Here is a 16,356-nt window from a genome sequence, read left to right on the forward strand (position 1 = left end):
TAACAGTTTACCAATAGATAATTCGACAAGTTACTATACTTCATTACAATGGAATTGATACATTGATACATTTCTATATTGTTACATTATTGAAAAAGTTATACTTTTTCAATCACCATCGCATACCCTTGTCCGACACCGATACAAAGAGTACACAAGGCATATTTTTTATTTTGTTTTTGCAATTCCATTGCGGCAGAACCAACAATTCTTGCTCCCGAAACACCAAGTGGATGACCAATAGCAATCGCTCCTCCGTTTGGATTCACTCTTGAATCATCATCCTTTAATCCCAATGTTCTGGTTACTGCCAAAGCCTGCGCTGCGAATGCTTCATTTAGTTCGATAATATCCATATCGTCTAACGATAGACTGACTCTTTTTAATACTTTCTGAGTAGCTTCTACAGGACCGATTCCCATGATTCTTGGTTCCACACCAGCAACGGCTGAACCTAAAATTTTTGCAATAGGATGAAGTCCGTATTTTTGTACTGCTTCTTCACTGGCTAAGATCAATGCTGCTGCACCGTCATTCATGCCGGAAGCATTTCCAGCCGTTACCGTTCCTTCTTTTCTGAAAGCAGGACGAAGCTTCCCTAAACCTTCCATTGAAGAAGCCGGCTTAATGAATTCGTCTTTATCAAAGATCTTCGGTTCGCCTTTTTTCTGAGGAATTTCAACTTTTACGATTTCTTCTGCCAGTCTTCCGTTTTGCTGAGCTTTGGTTGCTTTTTGCTGTGACCAAAGGGCAAATTTATCCTGATCTTCACGGCTGATGCTATGAATATCCGCTAAATTTTCTGCGGTTTCGCCCATTCCGTCTACTCCGTACATTTCTTTCATTTTCGGGTTGATGAATCTCCATCCGAAAGTGGTATCAAACATCTGGCTGTCTCTTCCGAAAGCTGTGCTGGGTTTTGACATTACGTAAGGCGAACGTGTCATATGCTCCACTCCACCGGCAATATAAATTTCACCTTCTCCAGCTGCAATAGAACGAAATGCATTGGCCACCGCAGACATTCCCGAAGCACATAATCTGTTTACGGTTTCCCCGCCGATTTTATACGGAAGCCCCGCCAATAAAAGTCCCATTCTGGCTACATTTCTGTTGTCTTCACCTGCCTGATTGGCACATCCGAAAATAACATCTTCAATTTCTTCAACCGGAACTTCAGGATTTCTTGCTATAATTTCTTTAATAACAATGGCAGCCAAATCATCGGCTCTAACTTCTGAAAGACCACCGCTTAATTTTGAAATGGGTGTTCTGATGTAATCTATGATGTATACGTTGTTCATAATGTTTTTAATATAACAATCTAGTAGTGTAACAGTGTAACAATTATTGATATATTGATAAACTGGTACATTGCTAGATTAATTTTTTAAACTTGTACTTAATATTTTATATATAATTTTCCCAATCTCGGCAACCTGAAGTTCTAACTTTTCATTAAAAGGATAAGTTTTTGAATGCTTACAGAGATAGAGCCAATATTTTGTTTCTTCTAATTCTTTTGCTGCGATTTTTATTTTATTGATAAAATCACTCTTGCTATGTGGGTTTTGTGCTTCAAATGAGTTGGCTCCTATGCTTGTCCCAGAGCGTAACAATTGTTTAGCAATAACAAATTTTCTTTTTTCATCTAACAGTTCACAAAATTCAATAATATCTAAAGAAAATTGAACTGTTTTCTCAATTAATGGATTATTCTCGAAATTTATCATTTGTGTTCATTGAATTTTATTTCATCATTGTTAAATTGTTATACTGATAAATTGTTACATTGAGTTACAGCTCCGTTACTTTCTTTCCAATTTTATATACTGTTCCGACAAATTTTGCAATCAATTCTTTATTTTGATTTGTAATTTTTATATCGTAAACAGCAGTTTTTCTGGTGTCATTTACCAAAATGCTTTCTGCTCTGAAAACATCGCCTTCTTTTCCGGCCTTGGTAAAATTGATGATACAGTTCAGGGCTACGGCAGCATCTCCGGAGTTGTTGGATGAAAACGCCAGTGCCGAATCTGCAAAAGCAAACGTAACACCCCCGTGAACGGTTTTTAGCCCGTTAATCATTTCTTTTTTAATGGGCATTTCTATTAAACAATAATTTTCTTTAACATCAATCAGTTTGATATTCATCCATTGGGAAAAAAAATCCTGATCGAACATATATTCTGCAACCTGTCTCGGATTCATCTTTAATTTGTACTTGTTATTTCTTCATATAATTCATCAACCAATTTGTCATAAATACTCATAGTTCTACCTAAAATGATCTGTTCATAAGTAAGACTTTCCGATTTTGATGGATTTTCTGTTTGAAAAGGCTCATTTAAATCAATTCCAAATTCATTGGATAACCTTTTAATTATTTCACGATATTTTTCATTGAATTTCCCCAATGATTCAAGTTTTTCCTGATAATCATTTATCGAAGAAAGCTCTTGAACAATATATTGTTTTTCAATGCTCAATCTTGTTTCCAATTCGGCTCTGAATGCATTTATATCCATTAAACATTTATTTTATCAAATCTTTTGGATTAGTCTTTTAAAAAAAATTATCAGTTTATCCATAAAGAAATTACTTATGAACATTGCTAAAAAATAAATGATTACGAATCCCCAACTAAACATTTTATCACCGTCAATCGGTTTAAAACGAGTATCAGTTAAGTAAAATATACCTCCTATAAAAATCGTTGAAAAAAATGCAACTATAAAAGATGAGATCAATTTCTTTTTAATCATAATTTATTATTTTGTTACAGCAACAATCTATAAATAAACAGGTTACATTCTACGCAACAATGGACTTTGTCTGTATCTGTCTTCCTGATACTCATCATAAAGATTTTCAAGGATCTCAGTTACCAGATCGTATCCAATTTCTTTTCCCCATTGTAAAAGACCTTTTGGATAATTTACACCTTTCTGCATGGCTAATTCAATATCTTCATCACTGGCAATTCCCAATCTTTTTGCTTCAACAGCTTCATTGATAAGCATGGAAAGAATTCTGTGAAAAATATCATCGTACAATACTTCATCCTTTTGAGGAACAGGATTTTGTGCACCTTCAGAATAATCATAGAACCCTTTTCCTGTTTTTCTGCCGTGAAGTTTGGCTTCAGACATTCTTTGCTGAAGGAGAGACGGTTTGTATTTCGGATCGTAAAAATATTCGTTGTACACGGTTTTGGTTACGGAGAAATTGACGTCAACACCAATAAGGTCCATTAATTCAAAAGGTCCCATTCTGAAATTTCCTAATGTTTTCATGGCTTCATCTACCTGTTCTACCGTTGCGATGTTCTCTTCCACAATTCTTAATGCTTCTCCATAATAAGGACGGGCAATTCTGTTTACGATAAATCCTGGAATATCTTTAGCAATAACCGGTGTCTTTCCCCAATCTTTCATAAGATTATAGATTTTTCCCGCTAAAGATTTTTCTGTTAATAAAGATGGGATGACCTCAACCAAAGGCATCAACGGAGCCGGGTTGAAGAAATGAATCCCAATGAAACGCTCCGGTTTCTGTAATTCCGCACCGAGAGAGGTGATGGAAATGGATGAAGTATTAGAACCAATAACACAGCTTTCTGAAACGTGTTTCTCCAATTCTGTGAAAACTTTGGTTTTGATTTCTTTGTTTTCGATGATAGCTTCAATGATTAATTCGCAATCTTTGAAGTCTTTCAGTTCAGTAGCGATGGAAATATTGTTTAAAATTTCAGTCATTTTCTCTGCTGAAATTTTTTCTTTGTCGACCAGTTTAGTCAATGTTTTTTCCAAACCTACGGTTGCCGTTTCTACTTGTTTTGCATTCGCGTCATAAATCCAGACTTTGCATCCGTTCGTTGCGGCTACTTGTGCAATGCCGATTCCCATTGTTCCGGCACCGATAATTCCTACATTTTTCATGTTTTTAATGTAACAATTTAACAATGTAGCAGTTTAGCAATGTAAAAAATTTTGGTCATTGTTACATTGCTAGATTACTACATTGTTATATTAATTCTTATTTTCCTTTATAATCAGGTTTTCTTTTTTGTAAAAAGGCACTTACTCCCTCCACGAAATCTTCTGTACCTGCTGCTTCCTGCTGTAGATCTGCTTCCAGTTCCAGCTGTTCTTTCAGTGTATTGTTGTAAGAATTGGCGAAAGCTTTTTTGGTAAGTTTAATGGCTGCCGTCGGCATATTTGCCATTTTTTCAAGAATTTCCATGGATCTTGATAGAAATTCTTCTTCATTAAAAACTTCAGCCACCAATCCGTATGATTTTGCTTCTTCAGCCGATAATTTTTTTCCTGTAAATGCTAAATAATTTGCAAGCTGTCTACCCATTAATTTTGGTAAGAAATAAGTTCCTCCCGTATCCGGTATAAGACCGATATTAGAAAATGCCTGTGCAAAGTACGATTTATCAACCGCTAAAACGAAATCAGAAATTAACGCCAACATTGCTCCTGCTCCTACTGCGGGACCATTAACCAAAGCCACTACAGGCTTTCTGCAGCGCGTAATTTCCATAACCAGAGGATTGTAGTAATCTTCCACAATTTTTCTGATAATATCATTATCATGATGCTCATTTCCCTGAACAAAAGCATCATCCAAATTCTGACCGGAACAAAAAGCTCTTCCTCTTCCTGAAATAGCGACACATCGTACCTGAGGATCTTCACTACATTCTTTTACAAAATCTTTCAGATCTGATAATGATGGCTTTGTAAGCGCATTCATGGTGTCAGGTTGATTCAGGTAAGCAATTTTAAGCTTTCCTTCGAAGTGGCTCTCAATATCGAGTTGTGTGTACATAGTATTAATTTTTTAATTTGAAAATTATATAATTTGAAGATATTTTTAAGCAATTTCTATTAATTAACTCATTCTCAAATTTACACATTTTCAAATTGATTAATGGCATTTAAAATAATCAAAAGGCTCTAAACAGTCTAAGCATTGATAAGAAGCCTTACACAAAGTAGACCCAAATCTGCTGATCTGTTTTGAGTTCATAGAACCGCAGCGAGGGCATTTTTTTGGTTTTCCGATATGGTGTTCGTCGGCTCCTTTTTCGGGAGGCGTGATTCCATAAACGCGAAGTTTTTCTCTCGCTTCATCAGTAAGCCAGTCCGTTGTCCAAATCGGAAACATTTTGGTCACTACTTTTGCCTCCCATCCGTTTTGTTTCATGATCTCGATGATATCTTCCTCAATGGTAAACATAGCGGGACAGGCTGAATAAGTAGGCGTAATCGTTACTTCACAAGAATTTTCGCCGGTAACTTTTGCTTCTCTTACAATGCCCAATTCCACGATATTGATTACCGGAATTTCCGGATCAGGAACGAGTTCTAATATTTCTAAAAGATTTTTCATAATTAATTTGAAAATTTGAAAATTTGGGTAATTTGAAAATTTATGGCACTCCTCAATTTTCAAATTAGCACATTTTCAAATTAACTCATTGATTTTTTTACCAAGTACAACCAGGATACGCTCTCTGCATATATTGTAATTCACAAAGAATATATCCAAAATATTCCGTGTGATAACCTGTTCTTGATTTTGGCTGCATAAAAGGATTTGTTGGATATTCCAACCCGAAATCTGCAAAATCTTTCTGGGTGATCGCTAAAAATTCTTCGTAAAGAACATCTGTATTTGGAGCAATATTTAGAGCTACCAAATCATCTTCACCTTCTGTTTTTGCAAATAAACCTTTTGTATACTCCCAGATATTCTCAACGGCTTTTACCAGCCGGGTTCTACTTTCTTCAGTTCCCTGAGCGAAAATCTTCATCCAGGAAGCGGCGTGTGTATAGTGATATCTTACTTCTTTCAAAGACTTCTGGGCAATAGCAGAAAGTTCTTCATTTGCAGAATTTGACAATGCTTCGTACATTAATTTCTGATAGACTGCAAAAACGTATACTTTTAAAATCGTCTGTGCATAATCTTCGTTGGGAAGCTCTGTCCAATGGGCATTTACGTATTCATGTTCGTATCTTAAAAAGGCAAGATCATCTTCACTTTTTCCGTTGTCTATAACTCTTGAAGCGTATACGTAAAAGTTGTTGGCCTGTCCAAGTTCATCTAATGCGATATTAGTTAATGCGATATCTTCCTCCAGATAAGGACCTTCTCCACACCATTCGGACAAACGTTGTCCCATGATGAAGCTGTCGTCTGCCAGTTTTAATAAATAATTGTATAATGGGTTCATTATTTTTTAATTTGAAAATTTGAGAATTAGTTATTTGAAAATTGGGTGAATTGTCTTAATTGAAAGTTTGAAAATAATTAACGTGATTAAGGTCATTCCCAAATTTTCAAATTAGCACATTTTCAAATTATTAATCTACATATTTTTTACATCATTCGGAATTTCGTAGAAAGTCGGGTGACGGTACAACTTGTCATCAGCCGGATCGAAGAACGCTTCTTTGTCCACCCCTTCCGAAGTCACAATATATTTACTCGGAACCACCCAAACCGAAGTCCCCTCTTTTCTTCTTGTATAAACGTCTCTTGCATTCTGCAAAGCCATTTCTGCTGTTGGTGCCTGTACCACTCCAACGTGTTTGTGAGATAATCCCGGTTTAGTCTGAATAAACACTTCCCACATATCTAAATTTGCCATAATTAATTTGAAAATTTGAAAATTGGTTAATTTGAAAATTGATTGATCAGTTTAATTGAAAATTTGAGAATAATTAACTTGGTTAAGGTCATTTCCAAATTTTCAAATTAGCACATTTTCAAATTATATTACTTCTTTTTGTTGTTTTTCTGCGAAAGCCGCTGCAGCTTCTTTTACCCAAGAATTCTCTCTTTGAGCTTTTCTTTTGGTTTCGATACGCTTCTTGTTGCAAGGACCATTTCCTTTTAGAATTTCCATGAATTCATCCCAAGGAAGTTCCCCGAAATCATAGTGCTGTCTTTCTTCATTCCATTTTAAATCTTTATCCGGAATGGTTAATCCTAAAAACTCTGCCTGAGCAACAGTAACATCAACAAATCTCTGACGAAGGCTGTCGTTACTTTCTCTTTTCACCCTGTAATTCATAGAAATTTTAGAGTTTGGCGAACTGTCATCGTTCGGTCCGAACATCATCAAAGCCGGCCACCAGAAACGGTTTAACGAAGCCTGAGCCATTTCTTTCTGCTGTTTTGTACCGCGGCAAAGCGCCATCAAAATTTCATAACCCTGTCTTTGGTGGAAAGATTCTTCCTTACAGATTTTCACCATCGCTCTTGAGTAGGGACCGTAAGAATTTCCCATCAGCATTACCTGATTCATAATTGCCGCTCCGTCTACCAGCCAGCCGATGGCGCCGATATCTGCCCAGCTTAACGTCGGATAATTGAAGATGCTGGAATATTTTGCTTTTCCTGAAAGCATATCATCATAAGTGGCGTCTCTGTCGGCTCTCACCGTTCCGTCACCTAAAGTTTCGGTTGCAGAATAAAGGTATAAACCATGACCTGCCTCATCCTGAACTTTCGCCAAAAGCGCCATTTTTCTTCTCAACGAAGGCGCTCTGGAAATCCAGTTGGCTTCAGGTAACATTCCTACAATTTCGGAATGGGCGTGCTGGGAGATCTGACGAACCAATAATTTCCTGTAATCGTCAGGCATTACATCTTTTGGTTCTACTTTATTTTCGTCGTGTACGTATTGTACAAATTTTTCTAAATCCATAATTAAAATTTTTCAAATTTTAAAATGTAACAATGTATCAATTTAACAGTCTAGCAATAATTGTTACATTGGTAAACTTTTACATTGTTATATTAATCACACGTCATAATTAAGCATCACCACATTCGTTGTAGGATGACACTGGCAGGTAAGAACGTAACCTCTGGCTACTTCTTCTTCGGTAAGCGCGTAGTTTTTCTCCATGAAAACTTCACCTTCTAAAACTTCGGCTTTACACGTACAGCACACTCCTCCTTTACACGCAAAAGGCACAGGAAGATTGTCTTTCAATGCTTTATCTAAGATACTTTCTTTTTTAGAATTCAGGTGGAACGAATATTCATCATCATCAATGATTACCGTTACCATACTTTCGATATTGGCAATCGCTTTGAATTCATCGCTCATCTCCTCCGTGTTTTCTTCATCCGGAGCGGTGAAATATTCAAATAAAACCTGAATGGCCGGTACTTTTTTATCTTTCTTTAAATAATCGGCAACACTCTTAATCATCTCTGAAGGGCCACAGATAAAATATGTAGATTCTTTCACATCAATTTGAGGATGCCTTTCAAAAAGCTGCTCCAGTTTATCCGGACAGATTCTTCCTTCAAACAATTGATCTTCATGCTTTTCACGGCTAACCAAATAGATAACTTTCAGTCTTCCGTTGAAGTGCTCAACCAATTTATCGATCTCAGCCTTTTTCATTACATGATTCATGCTTCTGTTGCTGTAGAACAGATAAGCGTTTGAATTCGGTTCCTGGTAAAGACTTTCTTTGATATTGGACAATACCGGGGAAATTCCGCTTCCTGCAGCAAGGCCGATATACGTTTTAACGTTGGTTGGATGATAAGATGTGTTGAAACCGCCCATTGGAGGCATCACTTCCAGCATTTCATCCATGTGAAGATGCTCGTTGAAGTATCCGGAAACCTTTCCGCCTTCCAATAATTTTACCAGTACTTCCAGCGTGTTACTTTTCTCGCTTGGTGCGTTACAGATAGAATAAGACCGTCTCTCTTCATTTCCGTTGATCATCATTCTGAAATTAAGATACTGCCCCTGCTTGAACCTGAATTTATCCTTCAGTTCCTCAGGAATTTCAACGGCTACATTTACTGCATCGTTGGTATCTTTCTGAACCTTAACTGTTTTTAGTTTATAAAATGAATTCATTTATTTTTTAAGTATTCTGTTAATTTTTCCGCCTTCGCATTTCGGAAGACTGTCCTGAGCATGAATTTTTACTTTCGTGGTGATTCCTACCCGCTTTTTAATTTCGTTTTCTATATTTTTTCCGAAATTTCCGACAAAAATAGCATAATCGTCGGTATTTAAACTTAAATTTTGTGCCTTTACCAATTCATCATCTACTTCCACATCAATATCCAGTGCCACACACATTTGTTCTTTTTCAACCGGTGTTAAATAATAATTCGGAACAACCCCTTTTATATGAGAAAACGCTTCCTCAATCTGGCTTGGATAAACATTTACTCCCCTTACGATCAGCATATCATCTGATCTTCCAAGAATTGGTTTCATCTTTACCATGGTTCTTTTACCATTTTCATCATAGTAAAGACTGGTAATATCATTTGTCCAGTAACGTAACAGTGGCATTGCTTTTTTCGTTAAAGTCGTGATCACCAAAACGCCTTCTTCTCCAAATGGGACCGGATCTTTCGTAACCGGATCTAAAATTTCAGGATAAAAATGATCTTCCCAAATGTAAGCTCCTCCTTTTTCCTCAAAATCCTCCATAGAAACGCCGGGACCGATAATTTCACTTAAACCATAAATATTGGTCGCGTGAACACCCAGTTTTTCTTCAATATGATGCCTGATCAATTCCGTCCAGGGTTCAGAACCTAAAACGGCATATTTCAAACTTATTTCATCAGCCGTAATTCCGCGGTTTGCCAGTTCATCAGCAATGGTCAAAGCATAAGATGGTGAGCAACAGATTACTTCCGGCTTAAAATCTATAATTAAATCTACCTGCCTCGCTGTCATCCCTCCGGAAATAGGAAGAACGCTCATTCCTAATTTTTCAGCGCCATAATGAAGTCCCAATCCACCAGTAAAAATCCCGTAACCATAGGCATTGTGCAACTGCATTCCGGGTTTTGCCCCTGCCGCATTCAAAGATCTCGCTACGACTTCGCTGAATAAATCAACATCTTCTTTGGTGTATCCAACAACCGTCGGCTTACCTGTTGTTCCGCTTGAACAGTGAATTCTCTGCAGTTCATTTTTAGGAACGGTAAACAATCCGAACGGATAATTGTCTCTCAAATCCTGCTTGTAAGTAATAGGAAGTTTCGTAATATCTTCAATAGACCTGATATCTTGTGGAACTATTCCTTCTTCATTAAACCTTCTTCTATAAAACTCCGACTTCTCTCCAAGATAGCCTACCAATTTAGCCAACCGCTCAGACTGAAGCTGTCTCAACTGGTTGAGCTTTAAATATTCAACTGAAAAATCCATATAACTAACTAACACTTGTTAGGTGTAAATGTAAAAAGATTTTTTGTTTCTGCCAAATATTTATTCTTTCATCATATCACTAATTAAAATAATACAACATTTCATAAAATAATTGGTTTAAATACGCTATAAATATGACTTCTTTTTAATATACTTTTTATAACATCCGTGCTAAATTGATGTATCTTTGTACGTCCGATTAAAGCTGTATAATATATTATTTAAAGTAAAAACAATACTGGAAAGAGGCTGTCTTGAATTTTACTTGTTAACAGCTGATAAATAATAAGATGAGTAATATTTTTTATTACTGTTTTTCATTACTTTTATGTTAAATTAATTGATTATAAAAAAATTTTAATGAGAAGATTAGTTTGGGGATTATTGCTTCTGGCTTCATGGCAATTTTCTGCTCAGGAGTTGTATATGCCAAGAAATATAAAGAAAGCATACGCCAATGGTACGCGCGATTTATCCGGAGCACCTGGAAAAAATTACTGGCAAAACAAAGGGGTTTATAATGTAGAAGTAAAAGTGGATGCTAATTCGAAAATTGTTTCCGGAAAAGAAACGATTCTTTACAGCAACAACAGCCCGGACAACCTTACGGAACTTGCTATCCGGTTCGTAAATAATTTACATAAACCGCAGGCTCCAAGATCGGGTATGGTTTCCAAAGATTTTTTAACCTCGGGACTGCATATTAAATCATTTATTGTAAATGGCGAAAAATATGCTGTTAACAGTGAAAATTGGGGAACCGTTGAAAAGATAAAATTGAATTCCGCTTTAAAATCTAAGTCCAAAGCTGAAATAAAGATTGAATGGGAATACCCGCTATCTGTAGAGAGCGGAAGAGAAGGTCAGATTGATCCTGAAACTTTTTATGTTGCCTATTCTTTCCCGAGAATATCTGTGTATGATGATTATAACGGATGGGATATGCTCCCACATTCCGACAGGCAGGAATTCTATAATGATTTTAACGATTACAGCTTTGCTATTAGCGCTCCAAAAAATTATGTAGTCTGGGCCACAGGAGATTTTCTTAATCCCGAAGCCGTTCTTCAGTCTGAGTATTTAAAAAGATACAAAACCTCTTTAAAAAGTGACAAGGTGATTCATGTGGCTACTCCACACGAAATGAAATCCGGAAAAGTTACGAGGCAGAATAAATGGAATGTGTGGAAATTTAAAGCCAGCCATATTACAGATTTCTGTTTTGCACTAAGCAGCCACTATGCCTGGGATGCATCAAGCGTTCAGCTGAAAACAAAAAGAGCCAGTGTTCAGGCTGCATACGGACCTGAAGCTAAAGATTTTGAACATTATGTTGAATGGATGCGCTACAACCTGGACTGGTTTTCCAAAAACTGGCCCGGCGTAGAATATCCCTACAATGTTATGACTGCCGTACAAGGATATGCCGATATGGAATACCCGATGATGATCAACGATACCAGCATTCCTGATGATTTCCAGGATGCCAGATTAACGGCCGATCATGAAATTGCGCATACGTATTTTCCCTTCTATATGGGAATCAACGAAACGAGATATGCTTTTATGGATGAAGGCTGGGCAACCACATTGGAATATCTGATCGGAATCGATGAAAATGGTGAGGCTAAAGCCAAAGAATTTTATAAAAATTTCAGAGTGAAACGATGGATCAATGATCCTTCCGCAGAACAAGATCAACCTATTATTACCATGAGCACACAGGTAAGCGGTGCAGGATATGGAAACAATTCGTATGTAAAAGCTTCATTATCTTATCTTGCCTTAAAGGATTATCTTGGAGATGACCTTTTTAAAAAAGCATTGCATCACTACATGAATAACTGGAATGGCAAACATCCTATTCCATGGGATTATTTCTATTCCATGAACGCGGGTTCCGGAAAAAACCTCAACTGGTTTTTCAACAACTGGTTCTACACCAATAATTATATTGATCTTAAAGTAGCCGGAGCCAGCCAGATGAATGATCTTTTAACGGTAAACATAGATAATGTAGGCGGTTTTGTTATTCCTTTTTCAGCAGAAATCACCTATGAAGACGGAACAGCGGAAAAGCTTCATTTCTCGCCTTCCGTCTGGGAAAAAGACCAAAGACAGACCATGCTGACCATTCCAATTACCAAAAAGGTACAATCGATAAATCTCAATGGCGGAATTTTCATGGATTATACGCCAGATGACAATAAGAAAACTTTATAAAAAGCTATAGAACAAGTCCGGCTGTTTCATTCTGAAACAGCCGGACTTTCGTATTTATGAAAAGGTATTACGCAATTAATACAGTCTTAATCCTGACCTTGCTCCTGATGAAGCTACCACAGACTGCATTCTTGTTTTCTGTCCTGATGAGAACATAAACATGGCAGCATCATCCACATAGTCCATATAATTCATGAACATTACAGATCTTTGTACACCTCCGCAGGTATTATATAACGGATAGCTTGGCTTTCCATAGTTTGGACCCGTTTGGGTAGGAGTATCCGTAACAAGATCATTTCCGCAGTTAGCATCTCCCCAGATATGTCTGAGATTTAAATAATGTCCTACCTCATGCGTAGCGGTTCTTCCTTGGTTAAATGGCGCTGAAGCCCCTGTTTTCCCGAAATAAGAAGCAGCGATTACCACTCCGTCATTCCACAGCCCTGAAGATTCCGGAAATGTAGCATATCCAAGGATCTGTCCCATATTTCCTACAACCCAGATATTAAGATAATTGGCAGGACTTGTAGCATCAATTCCGCCGCTTGAAGATCTTTTCATGGCGTCATTTGTGCTCCAGCTCGTTTTGGTAGTAGATTTTCTCACGGTATTTGCCAGCCTGAATCTTACTTTAACATCTCCGGCTTTTACCCCCTGAAAAGCAGTCGGGATTTTAGAGACATCCGTGTTTGTCCCTCCGTAATCTGCATTCAGAACAGCAATCTGCTCTGCAATACGGGCAGCGGAAATATTTTCTGCTGAGGTTCTGTATAAGACATTTACCACCACAGGAATTTCAACTGTTCCATCGGAAAGTACTTTCCCCAATTTAAGATCATTGGTAAATTTTTCTGTATTGGCTTCAAGCTCAGAATATTTTTGTCTGAGTTCAGCACTGCTCTGAAGGGCAGTTTTCCTGATGTCTTCAGACGGACATCCTCTTTTAAAGGCAGATCCACCTAAATTTTCTGTGTTGTTTGAGGACTCTTCAGTCTGGTTGTTAATGTTGTCACTGTTACACGACAGGAAGCTCAGCATAAGAACTCCGAATAGTAGTTTTTTCATATAAATATATTTTGTTCAGAAAATGAAATTAAAAAATTCAGAATTATTACACAAGTATTTCACCAATATGTTACTTAATTTTATTATTCAATCAATAACATTTTTAATATTACTATGAGAAAACATTAATTCATACAATAATTTATTGCATAAATATCACATTAATCAAAATTTTAATATATCCTAATTTTAGCCTGCGAATCCATTTTTAATAGCAAATACAGCCAGCCCTACCCGGGTTTTGAGATCAAGTTTATCACAAAGCTGATCCCTGTAGCTTTCAACCGTTCGTGGGCTGCAGCACATCTTATCGGCAATTTCTTTATAGCTAAGTTCAGTAACTGTGTATTTAAGAAACTCTTTTTCGCGTTCGGAAATTTTAATGCTGTTTGCCGACTCGTCGTTATTCATATTGGAGAAAATAATTTTTGAAGCCCAGTCGGGGTAGAAGAACCCGTCTGTGCTCAATCTCACGAGTGCATTTTCAAGCTCTTTCGGATGTGTATTTTTCAGCAAGTAGCCCTTTGCCCCGTTTTTTATCATTTTAATGACGCTTTTGTCGTCACCCTGCATGCTCAGCGCCATTACCTTAACACCCGGATGATTTTCCCTAAGCCATAATACAGTTTCAAATCCGTCCATGATCGGCATGCTGATATCCAACAAAATAATATCCGGAATTCTGCTGTTGTTTTCAAATTTCTGAATAAGATCTTTACCATTCTCTGCCACATAAACCACTTCAAATTCAGCAAAATTATCGATGATTCCTTCTAATGCTTTTGCGATAAGTATGTGATCATCAACGATCACTATTGTCTTTTTCATGACTGTTTCTTTAAAATAATATTGAGTGTGGTCCCAAAATTTTCGCGGCTTTCGAGGCAGAAATCAGCTCCAATAATTTCGGCTCTGTTCTTCATATTGGTGAGACCGATGCCGTTTGATTTGATTTTTGACTGGTCGAAACCCATGCCATCGTCCTGAATATTCAGTTCCCAAAGTGCTTCTTCAGAAGTGTTCAGGGTAATCCGTATATTTTTGCAATTTGAATGTTTTATACTGTTCTGAATAAATTCCTGAGTAATTCTCAGCAGCACATTCTTATGAGCAAACCCTAAATCAAGCTGTCTGAAATTGCATTTGAATGACACTTTGCATTTTTTAAAAGCATTGGTATTGTCTACTTCTTCCTGTATTAAAGTTACAATTTCCTTTTGATTGATTTTATCATCAGTGAGTGTTTTTGAAAGGCTTCTGAGATCCTGCAAAGACTGGTTGATAATCTGCGAAACCTGATCAATTCTTTCACTGACTTCAGGAACTTTATTTTCATACAGAAGCTGCTGGGTGTAAAGACTTACGAGGGTAAGTTTCTGCCCGATATTATCATGCAGTTCACGGCCGATCTGCTGCATGGTGGCCTGTTGTATCTCGAGTTGTGTAGCCAGAAGTTCACGCTTGTGAATCTCATTTTTCACTTCAATTTCATGCAGGTATTCTTTTTTACGCTGCCTGTATTTGCGGATGTACATCATCACCGCTGCAACAAACAACACAAAAAACATGTTGAATAAGATAATTGTTATCAGGAGCTCTGTTTTCCCCATATGAATGAAATTGAAAATAACATGTACATAATAATTCCTGAAATAAGAAAATACGCAAAATAAATGTTGAATATTTCACGATACTGCTTAATAAGTTCCAGGAAAGTCCAGAACGGCAACGTTCCAATATAAAACAAGGTTACCCCGAGATTGATATAAAACATTCTGTTTTTATCAAAATTCAAAATATCAGAATCGTTAATCTGTTTATAATATTCCATGACTACAAGAATCATTAAAATCAGGCATCCAAGTGTATAGTTAAGAGAAAACATTACTTTATTTTCGGAATACAAAAATTCACTTGGGATAAATGAAAGGAGGTAAACGGAAGAGAGAATAAGAAAAAGATTCATTTTCCCGAAAGACCTTGCAGCATACAGCCAATAGAAAAAAATGAACTGAACAGGAATTACAAAATAATTATAAAAAGCCTGTTTATTATACTCAAAAAAAAGTCCGCCCCATCTTCCGATGCTTTCACTTAAGAAAATAAAAATGAGATAAAACACAAAGTATTTCCAGTATTTATCTTTTATTCTGCTATAAAATATAAGAGAGACAGCAGCTGAAATCCCTTCTGCCCAATACATAAATTCGAATGCTATTCTTTGGAAATCACTCATCGTGCTTACTGTTAAAATTTCTTTTTTGATAAGAATATTAAAATAATTCAGTTTTTGTACTGTCTGGTGGTATTAAAGCTCCATGATTCTGGCAAATTACTTCACAATCGGAATTTGCATTTTTTGCGGAAGCCATTGCAAGCACTTTTCCGTCCCCGCTCAATGCCAGCGGATTGAAATCGTAACTCAGCATTTCTCCATTTTCATCCTGTCTTTTTATGGTAGGAATCATTACCAGTGTATGTTTTTCCGCATATTCTCTTCCTATTGGAGTATTGTTCATAACATCCCAGTTTTCAAGGTTCGGATATGCAGCATAATAAAAACGGATTCCTAAATCTTCAGGATTGGTTTCCGGATTATTTGCGGAGGCTAATGTTTCAATATCAGCAATAAATTTTTTCAGCGTGTTAAGGTCAAAATGAATGGAATGTGCATCATCAATGCCCATTTTATCCTTTACAGATTTCAGTTGATTATTTCTGTAATTATTCACCAGGATCTGGATAAAATTCTGAGCCATCGTGTTTGGCGGCAGGTTAAGATCCAGTGTTTCAGTTTCGGAGGTAGGTTGTGTTTTCATAAGCTAGTTTTATAATGT

At 36.8% G+C, this 16,356-nt stretch carries 18 protein-coding genes; 1 reads left to right on the top strand and 17 read right to left on the bottom strand.

Annotated features, from left to right (window positions below):
- Positions 1–98: 98 nt before the first annotated feature.
- From pcaF to U9K52_RS12370, 12 genes are all read right to left on the bottom strand, one after another.
- Positions 99–1,304, bottom strand: a complete 1,206-nt coding sequence (gene pcaF, locus U9K52_RS12315; protein WP_322926776.1) for a 3-oxoadipyl-CoA thiolase — start codon at positions 1,302–1,304, stop codon at positions 99–101.
- 78 nt (positions 1,305–1,382) lie between these two features.
- Complete coding sequence (locus U9K52_RS12320; protein WP_263601568.1) at positions 1,383–1,733, bottom strand: four helix bundle protein; 351 nt, start codon at positions 1,731–1,733, stop codon at positions 1,383–1,385.
- Between the two features lie 64 nt (positions 1,734–1,797).
- The gene (locus U9K52_RS12325; protein ID WP_248390560.1) at positions 1,798–2,211 is read right to left on the bottom strand and encodes a PaaI family thioesterase; all 414 of its coding nucleotides are present in this window, start codon (positions 2,209–2,211) and stop codon (positions 1,798–1,800) included.
- 2 nt (positions 2,212–2,213) lie between these two features.
- Positions 2,214–2,528, bottom strand: coding sequence for a hypothetical protein (locus U9K52_RS12330; RefSeq protein WP_263601569.1), 315 nt, complete (start codon positions 2,526–2,528; stop codon positions 2,214–2,216).
- Between the two features lie 279 nt (positions 2,529–2,807).
- Positions 2,808–3,941, bottom strand: coding sequence for a 3-hydroxyacyl-CoA dehydrogenase NAD-binding domain-containing protein (locus U9K52_RS12335; protein WP_322926777.1), 1,134 nt, complete (start codon positions 3,939–3,941; stop codon positions 2,808–2,810).
- Between the two features lie 97 nt (positions 3,942–4,038).
- The gene (locus U9K52_RS12340; RefSeq protein ID WP_248390550.1) at positions 4,039–4,839 is read right to left on the bottom strand and encodes an enoyl-CoA hydratase/isomerase family protein; all 801 of its coding nucleotides are present in this window, start codon (positions 4,837–4,839) and stop codon (positions 4,039–4,041) included.
- A gap of 99 nt (positions 4,840–4,938) precedes the next feature.
- Entirely contained in the window at positions 4,939–5,403 is a 465-nt protein-coding gene (gene paaD / locus U9K52_RS12345) for a 1,2-phenylacetyl-CoA epoxidase subunit PaaD (RefSeq protein WP_322926779.1), read from the bottom strand.
- Positions 5,404–5,500: 97 nt separating this feature from the next.
- Positions 5,501–6,250, bottom strand: coding sequence for a 1,2-phenylacetyl-CoA epoxidase subunit PaaC (gene paaC, locus U9K52_RS12350; RefSeq protein WP_322926781.1), 750 nt, complete (start codon positions 6,248–6,250; stop codon positions 5,501–5,503).
- 135 nt (positions 6,251–6,385) lie between these two features.
- Positions 6,386–6,667, bottom strand: coding sequence for a 1,2-phenylacetyl-CoA epoxidase subunit PaaB (gene paaB, locus U9K52_RS12355; protein ID WP_027373980.1), 282 nt, complete (start codon positions 6,665–6,667; stop codon positions 6,386–6,388).
- 123 nt (positions 6,668–6,790) lie between these two features.
- Positions 6,791–7,729: a 1,2-phenylacetyl-CoA epoxidase subunit PaaA gene (gene paaA / locus U9K52_RS12360; protein ID WP_248390541.1), complete on the bottom strand. Its 939-nt coding sequence runs from the start codon at positions 7,727–7,729 to the stop codon at positions 6,791–6,793.
- Positions 7,730–7,825: 96 nt separating this feature from the next.
- Positions 7,826–8,911 (bottom strand): 2Fe-2S iron-sulfur cluster-binding protein, encoded by a 1,086-nt coding sequence (locus U9K52_RS12365; protein ID WP_263601574.1) that lies wholly within the window; start codon positions 8,909–8,911, stop codon positions 7,826–7,828.
- Positions 8,912–10,228 carry a phenylacetate--CoA ligase gene (locus U9K52_RS12370; RefSeq protein WP_322926789.1) on the bottom strand — a complete coding sequence of 439 codons (1,317 nt, stop codon included), beginning with the start codon at positions 10,226–10,228 and terminating at the stop codon, positions 8,912–8,914.
- A 360-nt stretch (positions 10,229–10,588) separates the two neighbouring features.
- Here U9K52_RS12370 and U9K52_RS12375 point away from each other — a divergent pair, with 360 nt between their 5' ends.
- On the top strand, positions 10,589–12,451 hold the full coding sequence (locus U9K52_RS12375) for a M1 family metallopeptidase (RefSeq protein WP_322926791.1): 1,863 nt from the start codon (positions 10,589–10,591) through the stop codon (positions 12,449–12,451).
- A 75-nt stretch (positions 12,452–12,526) separates the two neighbouring features.
- Here U9K52_RS12375 and U9K52_RS12380 read toward each other — a convergent pair whose 3' ends face one another.
- The 5 genes from U9K52_RS12380 to U9K52_RS12400 all read right to left on the bottom strand — a co-directional run bounded on the left by U9K52_RS12380 (position 12,527) and on the right by U9K52_RS12400 (position 16,338).
- The gene (locus tag U9K52_RS12380) at positions 12,527–13,519 is read right to left on the bottom strand and encodes a zinc metalloprotease (protein ID WP_248390529.1); all 993 of its coding nucleotides are present in this window, start codon (positions 13,517–13,519) and stop codon (positions 12,527–12,529) included.
- 189 nt (positions 13,520–13,708) lie between these two features.
- A complete protein-coding gene (locus tag U9K52_RS12385) occupies positions 13,709–14,347 on the bottom strand; it encodes a response regulator transcription factor (protein ID WP_248390510.1) in 639 nt (212 codons plus the stop codon).
- On the bottom strand, positions 14,344–15,129 hold the full coding sequence (locus tag U9K52_RS12390; protein ID WP_322926794.1) for a sensor histidine kinase: 786 nt from the start codon (positions 15,127–15,129) through the stop codon (positions 14,344–14,346). Before U9K52_RS12390 ends, U9K52_RS12385 begins: the two co-directional genes overlap by 4 nt.
- The gene (locus U9K52_RS12395) at positions 15,108–15,755 is read right to left on the bottom strand and encodes a hypothetical protein (RefSeq protein WP_248390505.1); all 648 of its coding nucleotides are present in this window, start codon (positions 15,753–15,755) and stop codon (positions 15,108–15,110) included. The genes U9K52_RS12390 and U9K52_RS12395 overlap by 22 nt, the downstream gene beginning before the upstream one ends.
- A gap of 37 nt (positions 15,756–15,792) precedes the next feature.
- A complete protein-coding gene (locus U9K52_RS12400) occupies positions 15,793–16,338 on the bottom strand; it encodes a hypothetical protein (RefSeq protein WP_248390503.1) in 546 nt (181 codons plus the stop codon).
- Positions 16,339–16,356 lie beyond the last annotated feature (18 nt).

The organism is Chryseobacterium sp. MHB01, from assembly GCF_034651565.1.
Taxonomy (GTDB): Bacteria; Bacteroidota; Bacteroidia; order Flavobacteriales; family Weeksellaceae; genus Chryseobacterium; species Chryseobacterium nepalense.

Excerpts from the sequence above, each read along its gene's own strand:
- pcaF (WP_322926776.1), bottom strand. The coding sequence starts at position 1,304 with ATGAACAACGTATACATCATAGATTACATCAGAACACCCATTTCAAAA.
- U9K52_RS12320 (WP_263601568.1), bottom strand. The coding sequence starts at position 1,733 with ATGATAAATTTCGAGAATAATCCATTAATTGAGAAAACAGTTCAATTT.
- U9K52_RS12325 (WP_248390560.1), bottom strand. The coding sequence starts at position 2,211 with ATGAATCCGAGACAGGTTGCAGAATATATGTTCGATCAGGATTTTTTT.
- U9K52_RS12330 (WP_263601569.1), bottom strand. The coding sequence starts at position 2,528 with ATGGATATAAATGCATTCAGAGCCGAATTGGAAACAAGATTGAGCATT.
- U9K52_RS12335 (WP_322926777.1), bottom strand. The coding sequence starts at position 3,941 with ATGAAAAATGTAGGAATTATCGGTGCCGGAACAATGGGAATCGGCATT.
- U9K52_RS12340 (WP_248390550.1), bottom strand. The coding sequence starts at position 4,839 with ATGTACACACAACTCGATATTGAGAGCCACTTCGAAGGAAAGCTTAAA.
- paaD (WP_322926779.1), bottom strand. The coding sequence starts at position 5,403 with ATGAAAAATCTTTTAGAAATATTAGAACTCGTTCCTGATCCGGAAATT.
- paaC (WP_322926781.1), bottom strand. The coding sequence starts at position 6,250 with ATGAACCCATTATACAATTATTTATTAAAACTGGCAGACGACAGCTTC.
- paaB (WP_027373980.1), bottom strand. The coding sequence starts at position 6,667 with ATGGCAAATTTAGATATGTGGGAAGTGTTTATTCAGACTAAACCGGGA.
- paaA (WP_248390541.1), bottom strand. The coding sequence starts at position 7,729 with ATGGATTTAGAAAAATTTGTACAATACGTACACGACGAAAATAAAGTA.
- U9K52_RS12365 (WP_263601574.1), bottom strand. The coding sequence starts at position 8,911 with ATGAATTCATTTTATAAACTAAAAACAGTTAAGGTTCAGAAAGATACC.
- U9K52_RS12370 (WP_322926789.1), bottom strand. The coding sequence starts at position 10,228 with ATGGATTTTTCAGTTGAATATTTAAAGCTCAACCAGTTGAGACAGCTT.
- U9K52_RS12375 (WP_322926791.1), top strand. The coding sequence starts at position 10,589 with ATGAGAAGATTAGTTTGGGGATTATTGCTTCTGGCTTCATGGCAATTT.
- U9K52_RS12380 (WP_248390529.1), bottom strand. The coding sequence starts at position 13,519 with ATGAAAAAACTACTATTCGGAGTTCTTATGCTGAGCTTCCTGTCGTGT.
- U9K52_RS12385 (WP_248390510.1), bottom strand. The coding sequence starts at position 14,347 with ATGAAAAAGACAATAGTGATCGTTGATGATCACATACTTATCGCAAAA.
- U9K52_RS12390 (WP_322926794.1), bottom strand. The coding sequence starts at position 15,129 with ATGGGGAAAACAGAGCTCCTGATAACAATTATCTTATTCAACATGTTT.
- U9K52_RS12395 (WP_248390505.1), bottom strand. The coding sequence starts at position 15,755 with ATGAGTGATTTCCAAAGAATAGCATTCGAATTTATGTATTGGGCAGAA.
- U9K52_RS12400 (WP_248390503.1), bottom strand. The coding sequence starts at position 16,338 with ATGAAAACACAACCTACCTCCGAAACTGAAACACTGGATCTTAACCTG.